At 70.0% G+C, this 12,904-nt stretch carries 15 protein-coding genes and 1 tRNA gene; 12 read left to right on the forward strand and 4 right to left on the reverse strand.

Annotation, left to right across the window (positions count from 1 at the left end):
- The first annotated feature begins 26 nt into the window (after positions 1–26).
- The 6 genes from eno (at position 27) to JOF37_RS00460 (ending at position 5,289) form a co-directional block, all read left to right on the forward strand.
- Positions 27–1,307 (forward strand): phosphopyruvate hydratase, encoded by a 1,281-nt coding sequence (gene eno / locus JOF37_RS00435; RefSeq protein ID WP_210004058.1) that lies wholly within the window; start codon positions 27–29, stop codon positions 1,305–1,307.
- 70 nt (positions 1,308–1,377) lie between these two features.
- Positions 1,378–1,806 (forward strand): FtsB family cell division protein, encoded by a 429-nt coding sequence (locus JOF37_RS00440; RefSeq protein ID WP_210004060.1) that lies wholly within the window; start codon positions 1,378–1,380, stop codon positions 1,804–1,806.
- Positions 1,807–1,888: 82 nt separating this feature from the next.
- Positions 1,889–2,359 carry a DUF501 domain-containing protein gene (locus JOF37_RS00445; RefSeq protein ID WP_210007612.1) on the forward strand — a complete coding sequence of 157 codons (471 nt, stop codon included), beginning with the start codon at positions 1,889–1,891 and terminating at the stop codon, positions 2,357–2,359.
- On the forward strand, positions 2,356–3,621 hold the full coding sequence (locus JOF37_RS00450) for a S8 family serine peptidase (protein WP_271174887.1): 1,266 nt from the start codon (positions 2,356–2,358) through the stop codon (positions 3,619–3,621). Before JOF37_RS00445 ends, JOF37_RS00450 begins: the two co-directional genes overlap by 4 nt.
- A gap of 43 nt (positions 3,622–3,664) precedes the next feature.
- Positions 3,665–5,104 (forward strand): NAD(P)/FAD-dependent oxidoreductase, encoded by a 1,440-nt coding sequence (locus tag JOF37_RS00455; protein ID WP_210007614.1) that lies wholly within the window; start codon positions 3,665–3,667, stop codon positions 5,102–5,104.
- A gap of 112 nt (positions 5,105–5,216) precedes the next feature.
- Positions 5,217–5,289, forward strand: a tRNA-Leu gene (locus JOF37_RS00460).
- Between the two features lie 4 nt (positions 5,290–5,293).
- On the opposite strand, the gene JOF37_RS15730 is transcribed toward JOF37_RS00460, so the two are convergent.
- Positions 5,294–6,169 (reverse strand): EamA family transporter, encoded by an 876-nt coding sequence (locus JOF37_RS15730; RefSeq protein ID WP_210004062.1) that lies wholly within the window; start codon positions 6,167–6,169, stop codon positions 5,294–5,296.
- Positions 6,170–6,211: 42 nt separating this feature from the next.
- Here JOF37_RS15730 and JOF37_RS00470 point away from each other — a divergent pair, with 42 nt between their 5' ends.
- The 4 genes from JOF37_RS00470 (at position 6,212) to ilvA (ending at position 9,877) form a co-directional block, all read left to right on the forward strand.
- Positions 6,212–6,715, forward strand: coding sequence for a MarR family winged helix-turn-helix transcriptional regulator (locus JOF37_RS00470; RefSeq protein ID WP_210004064.1), 504 nt, complete (start codon positions 6,212–6,214; stop codon positions 6,713–6,715).
- A gap of 126 nt (positions 6,716–6,841) precedes the next feature.
- Positions 6,842–7,408, forward strand: coding sequence for a LemA family protein (locus tag JOF37_RS00475; protein ID WP_210004066.1), 567 nt, complete (start codon positions 6,842–6,844; stop codon positions 7,406–7,408).
- Positions 7,409–7,472: 64 nt separating this feature from the next.
- Positions 7,473–8,654, forward strand: coding sequence for an AI-2E family transporter (locus JOF37_RS00480; protein WP_210004068.1), 1,182 nt, complete (start codon positions 7,473–7,475; stop codon positions 8,652–8,654).
- Complete coding sequence (ilvA, locus tag JOF37_RS00485) at positions 8,651–9,877, forward strand: threonine ammonia-lyase (RefSeq protein WP_210004070.1); 1,227 nt, start codon at positions 8,651–8,653, stop codon at positions 9,875–9,877. Before JOF37_RS00480 ends, ilvA begins: the two co-directional genes overlap by 4 nt.
- A gap of 24 nt (positions 9,878–9,901) precedes the next feature.
- Here ilvA and greA read toward each other — a convergent pair whose 3' ends face one another.
- Both greA and JOF37_RS00495 read right to left on the reverse strand, forming a co-directional pair.
- Positions 9,902–10,393 carry a transcription elongation factor GreA gene (gene greA, locus JOF37_RS00490; protein ID WP_210004072.1) on the reverse strand — a complete coding sequence of 164 codons (492 nt, stop codon included), beginning with the start codon at positions 10,391–10,393 and terminating at the stop codon, positions 9,902–9,904.
- Positions 10,394–10,477: 84 nt separating this feature from the next.
- Positions 10,478–10,873, reverse strand: coding sequence for a DUF4307 domain-containing protein (locus JOF37_RS00495; RefSeq protein WP_210004074.1), 396 nt, complete (start codon positions 10,871–10,873; stop codon positions 10,478–10,480).
- Positions 10,874–10,953: 80 nt separating this feature from the next.
- On the opposite strand from JOF37_RS00495, the gene JOF37_RS00500 reads away from it, so the two are divergent.
- Positions 10,954–11,199: a hypothetical protein gene (locus tag JOF37_RS00500; RefSeq protein ID WP_210004076.1), complete on the forward strand. Its 246-nt coding sequence runs from the start codon at positions 10,954–10,956 to the stop codon at positions 11,197–11,199.
- On the opposite strand, the gene trhA is transcribed toward JOF37_RS00500, so the two are convergent.
- On the reverse strand, positions 11,200–11,892 hold the full coding sequence (gene trhA / locus JOF37_RS00505) for a PAQR family membrane homeostasis protein TrhA (protein WP_210007615.1): 693 nt from the start codon (positions 11,890–11,892) through the stop codon (positions 11,200–11,202). It lies immediately after the preceding gene.
- Between the two features lie 96 nt (positions 11,893–11,988).
- Between trhA and JOF37_RS00510 the strand changes: the two genes are divergently transcribed.
- Positions 11,989–12,765 (forward strand): isoprenyl transferase, encoded by a 777-nt coding sequence (locus JOF37_RS00510; protein ID WP_210004078.1) that lies wholly within the window; start codon positions 11,989–11,991, stop codon positions 12,763–12,765.
- The last annotated feature ends 139 nt before the right edge of the window (positions 12,766–12,904 follow it).

Consider the following 12,904-nt stretch of genomic DNA (forward strand, 5'->3'; position numbering starts at 1 on the left):
ACCCTCCACAAGCAAGGAGTTCCCCTGTGGCACTGATCGAGGCTGTAGGCGCACGCGAGATCCTGGATTCGCGTGGCAACCCGACCGTCGAAGTGGAGGTGCTCCTCGACGACGGCATCGTCCAGCGCGCGGCCGTCCCCTCCGGCGCATCCACCGGCGCCTTCGAGGCGTACGAGCTCCGCGACGGCGACAAGAGCCGTTACAGCGGCAAGGGCGTCCTCAAGGCCGTCAACGCCGTCATCGACGAGCTCGGCCCGGCGATCGAGGGCATCGACGCGAGCGAGCAGCGCATCATCGATGAGATCCTCATCGAGACCGACGGCACCGAGAACAAGTCGCGCACCGGCGCCAACGCCATCCTCGGCGTCTCGCTCGCCGTCGCGAAGGCCGCGGCCGACTCGGCCGACCTGCCGCTGTTCCGCTACCTCGGCGGCCCGAACGCGCACCTCCTGCCCGTCCCGCTGTTCAACGTCATCAACGGTGGCGAGCACGCCGACAACGGCATCGACATGCAGGAGTTCTTCCTCGCGCCGATCGGCGCCGAGACCTTCAGCGAGTCGCTGCGCTGGGGCACCGAGGTCTACCACGTCCTCAAGGGCGAGCTGAAGGCGGCGGGCTACGCGACCGGCCTCGGCGACGAGGGCGGCTTCGCCCCCGATCTGCCCAGCAACCGCGAAGGCCTCGAGTTCCTCGTCAAGGCGATCGAGAAGGCCGGCTTCAAGCCCGGCTCAGAGATCGCCCTGGGCCTCGATGTCGCCGCGACCGAGTTCTTCAACGACGGGGTCTACCGCCTCGACAACAAGGACTGGAACGCCGAGCAGCTGACGGACTACTACATCCAGCTCGTCAACGACTTCCCGATCGTCACGATCGAGGACGCCCTCGCCGAGGACGACTGGGAGAACTGGACCGCGCTGACCGAGAAGCTCGGCGACAAGGTGCAGCTCGTCGGCGACGACCTGTTCGTCACGAACCCGGCGCGTCTGGCCGACGGCATCCGCCGCAAGGCCGCCAACTCGCTCCTGGTCAAGGTGAACCAGATCGGCACGCTCTCCGAGACGCTCGACGCGATCTCGGTCGCGCACCGCGCCGGCTACACCACGATGCTCTCGCACCGTTCCGGCGAGACCGAGGACACCACGATCGCCGACCTGGCCGTCGCGGTGAACGCCGGTCAGATCAAGAGCGGCGCGCCCGCTCGCTCCGAGCGCGTCGCGAAGTACAATCAGCTTCTGCGCATCGAAGAAGAGCTGGGTGACGCCGCGGAGTTCATCGGCCGCGCCGCGTTCCCGCGATTCCAGGGCTGATCTGCGCTGAGTTCTGACGAGAGGGGGAGCCGTGGTCAAGACGACGGCTCCCTCTTCTCGTTCCCGGAGCGTGGACGTGCGCGCCTGGCTCGGCGGCATCCGGCTGTCGGGGTTCGCCTTCATCATGCTCGGACTGGTCGTCCTCGCCGCGTGCGTGCTGGTGCCGTCGGTGAGCACGTACCTCGACCAGCGCGCTCAGATCGCGGCGCTCGAGGAATCGGTCCGCGTCGGGCACGACGAGATCGCCGCGCTCGAGGCTGAGCGCGAGCAATGGCGCGACCCGGCCTTCATCACGACGCAGGCGCGTGAGCGGCTGTACTACGTCCGCCCCGGCGAGGTCGTCTATCTCATCGACGACGACCTGCCGGCAGCGGCCATCCCCGACGACCCTGCGACGGTGTCGGGCGACGTCGAGCGGACCCGCACCGACTGGATGTCGCAGTTCGTGCGATCGCTGGTCACCAGCGGCAGCGCCCGGACGGCCGACCCGGGTTCGTGACCAGGCGTCCGTCGGGTACGGGCGGTAGCCTGGGGGAGTGACTGCCGTTCTGACGCCCGCGACCGACGCCGACCTCGAGGTCATGCGGGAGCAGCTCGGACGGCCGATGCGCGGAGTCGTCGGTATCGCCGCGCGGTGCGTCTGCGGCAATCCGACCGTCGTGGCCACCGAGCCGCGGCTTCCTGACGGCTCGCCGTTCCCGACGTTCTACTACCTCACGCATCCCGCGGCCACGGCCGCGATGTCGGCGCTCGAGGCCACGCACGTCATGCGCGAGCTCAGCGAGTTGCTCGAGGCGGACGATGACATCGCCGGGGCCTACCGCGCCGCCCACGACGCCTACCTCGCCGACCGGGCCGCCTACGGCGAGGTCGACGAGATCGCGGGGATCTCTGCCGGCGGGATGCCCACGCGCGTCAAGTGCTTGCACGCGCTGGCCGGGCACGCGCTCGCGGCGGGACCGGGCGTCAACCCGATCGGAGACCTCGCGCTGGCCCGGTCCACCTGGTCGCCCGAGCGGTGCGCCTGTGCGAACCCCCGGGTGGCCGCGTGACGCGGCGCACCGTGCGGTTCGCTCGCGCCGTCGTCGTGAGCATCCTGGTGATCGCGACGGCGTCCGCGGGCGCGGCCGCCCCGCCACCGGACCCGGCGCGTCAGGCCGAGTACTGGCTCGACGACTACGGCATCCGCACGGCGTGGCAGACCACGCGCGGGGCGGGCACGACGATCGCCGTGATCGACACCGGAATCGGCCGCGGCCCCGCGGAGTTCGAGGGTGCCGTGTCGGCCGGCGCCGATTTCTCCGGGGCGGGCAGCGCGGACGGCCGCACTCCGGTGGGCGGTGACGACGGCAACCACGGAAGCTGGGTGGCGTCGCTGGCCGCGAGCCGCGGGACCGGACCCGACACGGGCATGATCGGCGTGGCGCCCGAGGCGAACCTGCTGTCGCTGTCGATCGGCTTCGGCGGCGTCTCCGACATCCCGTTCGCGACCCAGGTCGCCGACGCGATGGTCTGGGCGGTCGACCACGGTGCCGACGTCATCAATCTGTCGTTCACGACGAACCTGCTCGAGTGGGATCCGTCGTGGGACGAGGCCTTCACGTACGCGTACGAGAACGACGTCGTGGTCGTGGTGGCCGCGGGCAACCGCGGGACCGGCACCGATCGGGTGGGCGCACCGGCGACGATTCCTGGCGTGCTCACCGTGGGCGGCGTCGACCGCCGGGGGGTGGCCAGCCAGGAGGCGTCGACGCAGGGCATCACGATCGGCATCTCGGCGCCGAGCGAGGAACTGCTCGGCGTATCGGCCGATGGGCGCGTCGTCGTCTGGGACGGCACGAGCGGTGCCGCGCCGATCGTCGCGGGTGTCGCCGCGCTCGTCCGATCGGCGCATCCCGCGCTCGACGCGAACAACGTCATCAACCGCATCATCCAGACCGCGCGTCCCGTGCCGGGTGTGACCGCCCGTCCGGATCCGCTGTACGGATACGGACTCCTGGATGCCGCTGCGGCGGTCTCCGCGTCCGTGCCCGCGGTGTCCGCCAATCCCATGGGCGACCTCGCCGAATGGATCCGCATCTACCGGCGGGCGGAGCAGGAACCCGCGCCGGCGCCCACGAGCACTCCGGTCGCTCTGCCGGAGCTGCCCGCGGCGGATTCCCCCTCCGGGCCGCCCCCGCCGTTCCTCCCCAGCATCGACACGCTCGTGTACGGCACCGTCCCGCTCTCGGGGGTCACGGTGGTGGCTATACTGGTGGCGCTCGGCGTCACCGCAGCTGTCCGGCGCATCCGATCGGCCCGCGCGTCGCGCTAGCCGAGCCCCCGATCAAGGAGTTCTTCCGAACGTGTCCACTTCCGTGCCCCAAATCCTCGTCGTCGGCGGCGGCTACGCCGGCTTCTACACCGCGTGGAAGCTCGAGAAGCACCTCCGCAAGGGTGAGGCCGAGGTGACCATCGTCGACCCGCTGCCGTACATGACGTACCAGCCCTTCCTGCCCGAAGTCGCCGCCGGCGAGATCGAGGGGCGCCACGTCGTCGTCGGGCTGCGCCGCCACCTCAAGCGCACCAAGGTCGTCAGCGCGAAGGTCACCAAGATCGACCACGCGACCAAGACCGCGACGATCACCCCGACCGACGGTGCGCCGTGGGAGCACCGGTACGACCAGATCGTCGTCACCGCCGGTGCGGTCTCGCGCACCTTCCCGATCCCGGGCATCGCCGACAACGCGATCGGCCTGAAGACGGTCGAAGAGGCGATGGCGATCCGCGACCGCATCCTCACCAACTTCGACCGCGCCGCCAACCTCCCGGCCGGCCCCGAGCGCGACCGCCTGCTCACCGTCGTCGTGGTCGGCGGTGGCTTCGCCGGTATCGAGGTCTTCGCCGAGCTTCGCGCGATGGCGTCGTCGCTGCTGAAGGACTACCCGCAGCTGCGTTTCGAGGACACGCACTTCCACCTGATCGAGGCCATGGGCCGCATCATGCCGGAGGTCTCGCTCGAGACGAGCCAGTGGGTGCTCAAGGATCTCGCCAAGAAGGGTGCCAACGTGCACCTCGACACGCAGGTCCAGGGCGCCGAGGGCGGCAACGTCGCCCTGTCGACGGGAGAGGTCATCCCGAGCGACGTCATCATCTGGACCGCCGGTGTCATGGCGAACCCCACCGTCGTCCGCGGCAGCGACCTCCCGGTCGAGGAGCGCGGCCGCATCCGCACCCGCGCCGACCTGCGCGTGGGCACAGCTGAAGAGATCGTCGAGGGCGCGTGGGCGGCCGGCGACATCTCGGCCGTCCCCGACCTCACCGGTGGCGGCGTCGGCGGGTACTGCGTGCCGAACGCCCAGCACGCCGTGCGCCAGGCGAAGCTGCTCGCCAAGAACCTCGTCGCGGTTCTCCGCGGCGAGACCCCGCGCGAGTACGTGCACAAGAACCTCGGCGCGGTCGCCGGTCTTGGCCTCGGCAGCGGTGTGTTCCAGTCGGGCAAGATCGCGATCAAGGGATTCCCGGCCTGGGTCGCGCACCGCGGCTACCACGGCCTGGCGATGCCGTCGTGGGAGCGCAAGTGGCGCGTCATCGGCGACTGGTGGATGAACTTCTGGCTCGGACGTGACAACGTGTCGCTGCAGGCGAGCCTGACGCCGCGTGCGACGTTCGAGGAGTTCGCGGCGCGTCCGCGTCCGGCTCAGCCCGAGCAGGCGAACCCGCAGCCCCCGATCGACCCGAAGAGCGTCGCGAAGGACGAAGGCGCCGCGGCGGTCGCCCCGGCTGAGAAGGACAACAAGGTCTCCTCGAACAGCTGAGTCCGTCACGACGAAGCCCCCGTGCCACGGTGCCCGGGGGCTTCGTCGTTCCGCGCGCGGCGTCGCGCGGACGCTCGGTCGGCAGCATCCGCGCCGGGTAACGTGGATGCCGGCCCCCGTAGCCCAATGGCAGAGGCAGGCGACTTAAAATCGCCTCAGTCTGGGTTCGAGTCCCAGCGGGGGCACCCCTCAGTCGCGTGATACCCGGCGACGACCGCCGCTGCCGATCACGGCCGCGACGCTCGCGATCACGACGGTGATGCCGGCGACCTGCAGGAGCGTCAGCGCCTCGCCCGCGACGACGAGCCCGAGCAGAACGGCGACGATCGGGCTGCTGAGCCCGAGGAAGGCCGGGATGCGGGCGGGGAGGGCCCGGACGCCGCGGAACCACAGCACGTAAGCGATCGCGGTTCCGATGAGCGACAGATACGCGTAGGCCGCGAGATGGGTCCCGTTCAGCGGTGCGGTCGGCGCCGGTTCGAGGATCGCCGCGACGAGCGCGAGCAGGACGCCTCCGGTCACCAGCTGCCACGAGGTGAGCGCGAGTGGGGGCACGCCGGCGCCCCACCGCTTCGTCAGGACCGTCCCGATGGCCATCGAGAACGCGCCGACGAGAGCCGCGGCGACGCCCAGCGGATCGAGGTCGACCTCCCCGGTGATCACGATCAGAGCCACTCCGACGGCTCCGGCGACGCCGGCGATCATCGCGACCGGGGTGAGACGCTCCGAGAGCAGGCGCGAGGCGATGAGGGTCACGATGAGGGGCTGGATGCCGCCGACGACGGCCGCCACGCCGCCCGGCAGGCGGTCGGCGGCGATGAACAGGCACGCGAAGAAGCCCGCGATGTTCAGGGCGCCCAGGACCCAGGAGCGCCACCACCACGCTCCGGCGGGGAGGCGGCGAGCGAGCGCGAGCAGCGCGATGCCGGCCGGTAGGGCGCGCACGGTAGCGGTCAGCAGCGGGTGGCCGGGCGGAAGGAAGGTCGTCGCAGTGAGGTAGGTAGTACCCCAGACCATCGGGGCGAGGGCCGTGGTGAGCACGAGCGCGGGTTTTTTGCTAAGCACTTAGTCAATATAGCGAAGCGCTTAGCAACTATGATCGTTCCCATGGATCACGTGGACGGCATTCTCGCGCAGTGGTCGCGTGAGAAGCCTGAGCTCGACGTCAGTCCGATGGCCGTCATCGGCCGTCTCGGGCGCGCCGCCGCGTTCGTCGACGCTCGGCTGGCCGTCACGTTCGCACGACACGGGATCGACGCGGCGACCTTCGACGTGCTGGCGACGCTGACGCGGCAGGGGAGCCCGTACGAGCTGACCCCGGCTCAGCTCGCGTCGGACGCCATGATCACATCGAGTGCCGTCGCGCAGCGGCTGAACCGGTTGGAGTCGCTGGGCTTCGTCAGCCGGCATCCCGACCCCGTTGACGGGCGAGGGAAGATCGTGCGGCTCACGCCCGCGGGCCGCGAAATCGTGGAGCGCGTCTTGCCCGACCACCTGGAGACCGAGCGCGAGGTGCTGGCCCCGCTGAGTGCAGTCGACCGAGCGACGCTCGCCGAGCTGCTGTCGCGTCTCGTCACGGGGCGGTCCGACGGCGACGGCGAACCGCGATGACGCCGGGCCCGCCCCCGCGGGGCCCCCGCGCGCGGTCCTCGGTGAGGATGCTCTGCGAGTCGGTCCGGTGTTCCGGAGTGCTCCCGGGGCGCCGACTAGACTGATCGCGGAGAAGGGGGACTTGCTATGGAGTGGCTGATCCCGGTCATCGTCGTCGTCGCTGTCGTCGCTGTCGTCGGCATCTACCTCTGGGCGACCTACAACTCGCTCGTCGCGCTGAACGTGCGGGTGGATGAGGCGTGGAGCGACATCACGGTGCAGCTGAAGCGCCGCGCGGATCTGCTGCCCAACCTCATCGACACGGTGCGCGGTTACGCCGCCCACGAGAAGGCGGTGTTCGAGAACGTCACACGGGCCCGAGCCGAGACCCTGTCCGCGTCGAGCCCCGCCGAGGCGGGGGTCGCCGAAGGTCACCTGCAGCAGGCGCTGAAGTCGCTCTTCGCCGTCGCCGAGGCCTACCCGCAGCTGCAGGCGAGCCAGAACTTCCTCCAGCTGCAGCAGTCGATCGTCGACACCGAGGACAAGATCCAGGCGTCGCGTCGCTTCTACAACGGCGGGGTGCGCGAGCTCAACACCAAGATCAAGGTGTTCCCCAACAATCTGTTCGCGCGCAGCCTCGGCTTCAGCGAACGTGAGTTCTTCGAGGTCGAGGGCGGGGCTGCGATCGCGGAGCCGCCGCGCGTCCAGTTCTGAGCGGCTTCTCGGGGCCGGGCCACCGCGGGCCGGACGATCAGGCACGCGGTTCTAGACTGGCGGGATGAGCGACGACAAGGCCGGGCGATCGTTCTTCGACGCTCTTCGCACACGCACCGTTGCCACCGAGACCTCGACCGGGATCCCGCGCGGCCTGCGATTGGCGACGGCATACTCGTGGCGGCTGCTCGTCGTGGCCGCAGCTGCCGGCGTCGCCATCTGGATCGTCATGCAGCTCAAGCTGCTCGTCATCCCGCTCCTGATCGCCATCCTGCTCGCCGCGCTGCTCTGGCCCGCCTGCCAGTGGATGCTCGATCACCGCTTCCCGCGCTGGGCGGCGATCGTCGTGAGCGTCCTGGCGACGCTCGCCGTCATCTCGGGACTGCTGAGCCTCGCGATCTGGCAGATCACGCAGCAGTCCGGGTCGGTGCGTGAACGCACCGTGGAGGCTGTGGAGCAGCTGCGGCAGTACCTCATCGACGGTCCGCTCGACCTGACATCGGCTGAGATCGACGATCTGCTCGTGCAGGGCTGGTCGTTCCTCGAGCAGCAGGCATCGCTTCTCTGGTCGGGCGCGCTCGCGATCGGCTCGACCGTGGGGCACGTCGTCACGGGAGCGCTGCTCGTACTCTTCATCTTGCTGTGCCTGCTGGCCGACGGTGGCCGGATCTGGCGCTGGGTGGTGCGTCTGTTCCCCCGGCAGGCGCGTCCCGCCGTCGACGGCGCGGGACGCACCGGCTGGCGCACCGTCGTCACCTATGCGCGGACGCAGTTGCTCGTCGCGACCATCGACGCCACGGGGATCGGCCTCGGGGCGCTGTTCCTCGGCGTACCCCTGGCGGCGCCGATCGCCGTCCTGGTGTTCCTCGGGGCGTTCATCCCGTTCGTCGGCGCCGTCGTCACGGGTGCCCTCGCCGTCTTCCTCGCGCTCGTCTACAACGGTCCGTGGATCGCGCTGTGGATGCTCGTCGTCGTCCTCGGTGTGCAGCAGGTCGAGGGGCACATCCTGCAGCCGCTGCTCATGGGATCGGCGGTGAAGGTGCATCCCCTCGCCGTCGTCATCGTCGTCGCCGGCGGCGCCATGATCGCCGGCATCCCCGGCGCCCTGTTCGCGGTGCCCCTCGCCGCGTTCGTCAACGTCGTCGTGCTCTACGTGTCGCGGCGCTCGTGGGAGACGGGCGTCGTGCCGCGACCCGACGAGATGATCTGGAGCACCGTGCCCAGAGACCGGAGGAAGAACGCATGACCGGACCCACCCCGGCCGACCTCGAGGATGCCGCGGCGGTCCTGCACGGCGTCGTGACCTGCACGCCGATGGAGTACTCCGAGCACCTCTCGGATCTCCTCGGCGTCCCCGTGCATCTCAAGCTCGAGAACCTGCAGCGGACCGGCTCGTTCAAGATCCGCGGCGCGACGTACCGCTTGTCGCGCCTGACGGCGGAGGAGCGCGCTCGCGGAGTCGTGGCGGCCTCCGCAGGCAACCACGCGCAGGGTGTGGCGCTTGCCGCGCAGAAGCTCGGGATCCCGGCGACGATCTTCATGCCGCTCGGGGTGCCCGTGCCGAAGCTGCTCGCGACCCGCGGATACGGCGCCGACGTCGTGCTCGAGGGGGCGACCGTCGAGACGCCGCTGCGCCTGGCCGCGGAGTTCGCCGAGCGCACCGGTGCCGTCCTCATCCACCCGTTCGATCACCCCGACGTGATCACCGGCCAGGGCACGCTCGGGCTGGAGGTCGTCGATCAGGTGCCCGACATCGAGACGCTCATCATCCCGATCGGCGGCGGGGGCCTCATCGCGGGCGTCGCCGCCGCCGTCAAGGCCCGGGCGGCGGTGGCCGGGCGGACCGTCCGCGTGATCGGAGTGCAGGCGGCCAACGCCGCGGCCTACCCGTCTTCGCTCGCAGCCGGTGAGCCGCTCGCCGTCGAGACCACGCCGACGATCGCCGACGGCATCGCGGTCGGGCGCCCGGGCGACGAGCCGTTCCGGGTCATCCGCGAACTCGTCGACGAGGTGGTGACGGTCTCGGACGACGACATCGCGCGCGCGCTGCTCGTGCTGCTCGAGCGCGCCAAGCAGGTCGTCGAGCCCGCCGGTGCGGCCGGGGTCGCGGCGATCCTCGCCGGCAAGGTGCGCGCGACGGGACCGACCGTCGCGGTGCTCTCGGGCGGCAACATCGACCCCCTGCTGCTGCAGCGGGTGGTGGCGCATGGGCTCGCGGCATCCGGGCGCTACATGACCCTGCAGATCCCGTTGCCGGACCGACCCGGCCAGCTCGCGCGCGTCTCCGACCTGCTCTCGGTCGCCGGCGCCAACGTGATCGAGGTGCTGCACACCCGTCACGGCCAGGGCCTGCAGATCAGCGAGGTGATCCTCCAGCTGAGTGTCGAGACACGCGGTCAGGAGCACCGCGCGCAGGTCATCACGATCCTCGAGGATGCCGGCTTCGCGCCGACCGTCGTCTCGGATTGACGACGGCCGGCGCGAAGCGCCGGGTCACTGACCCGAGTACGTCTCGACCTTGACGATCTCGACGCTGATGTCGCGACCGTTCGGGGCGGTGTAGGAGGTCTTGTCGCCCTCCTTGAGGCCGAGGATGGCGGCGCCCAGGGGCGAGGCCTCGCTGTAGACGTCGAGCTCGGAGCCCGCCGCGATCTCGCGACTGCCGAGCAGGAACACCTCTTCGCCGCCGGCCACCAGGGCGGTCACGACGGTGCCCGACAGCACGGTGCCGTCGGATTCGGGCGCCTCGCCGACGGTGGCGTCCTTCAGCAGCTGCTGGAGGGTGCGGATACGCGCCTCCTGCTTGCCCTGTTCGTCCTTCGCCGCGTGGTAGCCGCCGTTCTCCTTCAGGTCGCCCTCCTCGCGGGCGGCCTCGATGCGCTTGGCGATCTCTTCGCGGCCGGTCGTCGACAGGTGCTCGAGCTCGGCGACGAGACGATCGTAGGCATCCTGGGTGAGGAAGGTGACGGGAGCGTCGTTCGACATGGGATCTCCTTGCACTGGCGCGGCATCGGGCCGCCTATGGCGAACGCCCCGGCATCGGGCCGGGGCGCACAAGAAAGACCCAGACTACGGGATCCAGCAGGAGGTGACCAAACCGTTGGTCGCGAGGGCGGTCGTGGGGATCGTCTCGGTGAAGGCCCGTCGCAGCCCTCCGTCGGCCGGATACTCCACGATGCGCCAGCCGACCACCCCGTGCTCGGTGTCCTGCGCCTCCAGCGCACAAGCGAGGGGCTTGTCCGCTGCACCGCTGACCTGGAACGACACGACCACTTCATGCTCGTCCACCACTTCGAACCCGGTCGCGTCGGTGTCGACCGAGCCGAGGGCGCTGCTGACGGTGGTCCAGGCGACCAGTGCGAGCAGCGCCGCTCCCACGACCCCCGCGCTCGCGATCGCGATGCGCCGGGACCGCCGGTCACGCGTCCGACCGTAGCGGTTGTCGAGCTTGAGCTGCGTGGACATGGCGTCGGTCTCCGGAGCGGTTCGGCGGGATTAGGCTGGGAGTTCCAGGCTAAGCGCTTCGGGCGCGGATCGAGGACCCCATGCACTCCCTCCTGTGGCTCACGTCGGCGGCGACACCGATACCCGAGATCACGGTCGACCCGACCTCGGTCACCCCGGGACCCTGGGGGTTCGGTGCGATCGTGGTGCTCACGATCGCTGTCGTGCTGCTCCTGCTCGACATGCTGCGGCGCGTCCGACGCGGTCGCTACCGCGCAGAGGTCCGTGAGCAGCTCGACGAGGAGGAGCTGGCCTCCGACCGCCGCGGGGACGACGAGTCCCGCTGATCAGCCGGCGTGATACGCCGGAGACAGCGCGATGAGCAGGCTCGCGGTCCAGTGGCACAGGAAGGCCAGGACCGTGCACACGTGGAAGATCTCGTGGAAGCCGAAGTGGCCCGGCCACGGGTTCGGCTTCTTGAGCGCGTAGACGATCGCGCCGCCGGTGTAGAGCAGGCCGCCGATGATGACGAGCACCATCATCGCCGCGTTCGCCTGATAGAGCGGCACCATGTACATCACCGCGGCCCAGCCGAGCAGGAGATACAGCGCCACGTAGAGCCAGCGGGGTGCGTTGATCCAGAACACGCGGAAGAAGATGCCCGCGATCGCGCCGCCCCAGACGAGCGAGAGCAGCACCACGGACTGGTTCGTCGGCAGCGCCAGGACCGCCAGCGGGGTATAGGTGCCGGCGATCAGCAGCAGGATGTTCGCGTGGTCGATGCGCTTGAGGATCGCCTTCGTGCGCGGCTGCCAGTCGAAGCGGTGGTACAGAGCGGAGTTGCCGAAGAGCAGGAGGGATGTCGTCATGAACACGGCGCTCGCCCATTTCGCGGGCGTCCCCTCGGCGAGCACGATGAGCACGATGCCGGCCGCGATGGCCACAGGGAAGGTCGCGGCATGGATCCAGCCGCGCCAGGAAGGCCGGAGCTCCACCTGAGCGCTGGCAGCGGCGGCGTCGAGGAGTGGCAGCTGCGGCATCTCGGCGCCCTCGTCAGGTGCGGGTCGGTTCACAGGACGAGCGTACGCCGGACCATATGCCCCCGGTCACATGGGGGCGGGCGGTAGCGTAGGGGAGTGGCTGCGAACCAGGGGAGAGGCCCCCTCTATCGACTGTATGCGTCCCGCCTGCGCCGGCATCTGACGCCCGAGGTCGTTCCGCATCACGTCGCCATGATGATCGACGGCAACCGCCGATGGGCAAGGCAAGCCGGGTACCCCACCCCCGCAGAAGGCCACCGGGCGGGCGCGGCGAAGATGCACGAGTTCCTGCGATGGTGCGACGAACTCGGCATCCGGGTCGTCTCGCTCTACCTGCTCTCGCACGACAACCTGGCCAAGCGCGACTCTCGTGAGCTGGCCGACCTGCTCGAGATCATCGCGGAGTTGGCCGAGACGCTCGCGAGCGAGCCCGGGTGGCGCGTGCAGCATGTGGGGCGGGCGGCGCAGCTGCCCGAGGACCTCACCCGGGTGCTGTCGAAGGCACAGGAGAGTACAGCCGGCAACACCGGCCTGCACGTCAACCTCGCGGTGGGCTACGGCGGTCGCGGCGAGATCGTCGACGCCGTCCGGAGCATCATCGCGGCCCACCACGAGCACGGCGGCACGCTCGAAGAGCTCGCTGAGAGCCTCACGCCGGAGCAGATCGGCGAGCATCTCTACACGGGTGGGCAGGCCGACCCGGATCTGGTGATCCGCACCTCGGGAGAGCAGCGCCTGAGCGACTTCCTGCTCTGGCAGTCGGCGCACAGCGAGTTCTACTTCGTCGAGGCGCTCGGCCCTGATCTGCGTGAAGTGGACTTCCTCCGCGCGATCCGCGATTTCGCATCGCGTGATCGCCGCTTCGGCAGCTGACACCCAAGAGTTCACCCGGGCGAAACGATCGTCGGCGTGTCGCGTTCGCAACCGGTCGTCACCCGGTCGTACTGTCATCGCAACGGGCACGGTGCCCGTTCGAGTCGGCCGATCACGACTCGTGACCCACGGTCGACTC

Origin of the sequence: Microbacterium imperiale (assembly GCF_017876655.1) — a bacterium.
GTDB lineage: Bacteria > Actinomycetota > Actinomycetes > Actinomycetales > Microbacteriaceae > Microbacterium > Microbacterium imperiale.

What these genes read in the sequence shown, in the direction of transcription:
- JOF37_RS00500 (WP_210004076.1), top strand. Translation starts at nt 10,954, where the DNA reads ATGCACTCCCTCCTGTGGCTCACGTCGGCGGCGACACCGATACCCGAG.
- JOF37_RS00445 (WP_210007612.1), top strand. Translation starts at nt 1,889, where the DNA reads ATGCGGGAGCAGCTCGGACGGCCGATGCGCGGAGTCGTCGGTATCGCC.
- JOF37_RS00495 (WP_210004074.1), bottom strand. Translation starts at nt 10,873, where the DNA reads ATGTCCACGCAGCTCAAGCTCGACAACCGCTACGGTCGGACGCGTGAC.
- trhA (WP_210007615.1), bottom strand. Translation starts at nt 11,892, where the DNA reads ATGCCGCAGCTGCCACTCCTCGACGCCGCCGCTGCCAGCGCTCAGGTG.
- greA (WP_210004072.1), bottom strand. Translation starts at nt 10,393, where the DNA reads ATGTCGAACGACGCTCCCGTCACCTTCCTCACCCAGGATGCCTACGAT.
- JOF37_RS00480 (WP_210004068.1), top strand. Translation starts at nt 7,473, where the DNA reads ATGAGCGACGACAAGGCCGGGCGATCGTTCTTCGACGCTCTTCGCACA.
- JOF37_RS00475 (WP_210004066.1), top strand. Translation starts at nt 6,842, where the DNA reads ATGGAGTGGCTGATCCCGGTCATCGTCGTCGTCGCTGTCGTCGCTGTC.
- JOF37_RS00470 (WP_210004064.1), top strand. Translation starts at nt 6,212, where the DNA reads ATGGATCACGTGGACGGCATTCTCGCGCAGTGGTCGCGTGAGAAGCCT.
- ilvA (WP_210004070.1), top strand. Translation starts at nt 8,651, where the DNA reads ATGACCGGACCCACCCCGGCCGACCTCGAGGATGCCGCGGCGGTCCTG.